This is a genomic window from Thiorhodococcus minor (assembly GCF_010820565.1).
GTDB classification, from domain to species: Bacteria; Pseudomonadota; Gammaproteobacteria; order Chromatiales; family Chromatiaceae; genus Thiorhodococcus; species Thiorhodococcus minor.
On the sequence record NZ_JAAIJQ010000383.1, the window covers coordinates 1 to 314 of the forward strand.

Consider the following 314-nt stretch of genomic DNA (forward strand, 5'->3'; position numbering starts at 1 on the left):
GAGACCCTCGAGCCGCTGATCGAGCCCGCGCCACCCGTCCTGGCCGATTATCGTCCTCAGCAAGCCTATCTGCTGCTTGACGAGCAACGCTTGGCGAAGGCCGAACAGCGGCCAACACGCAATCTCAGCGCCGCGCTCTTTCGCCTCGAAGCCAGCCGCAGTGCCGAGGACGCCCTGGCCATCGTGCGCGCACTGGTCGACTGGCTCAAAGAGCCCGAGCAAAGCAGCCTGCGCCGCGCCTTTGCCGTTTGGTTCGGGCGGGTGTTCCTACCCAAACGTCTACCCGGGGTGTCGGTCACCCCCATGAGCGATCT

Annotated in this window: 1 pseudogene; it reads left to right on the forward strand. The window is 65.6% G+C overall.

Going from position 1 to position 314, the window contains the following annotated elements:
- Positions 1-314 (forward strand): annotated as a pseudogene (locus tag G3446_RS27390) (Rpn family recombination-promoting nuclease/putative transposase); the annotation flags it as partial.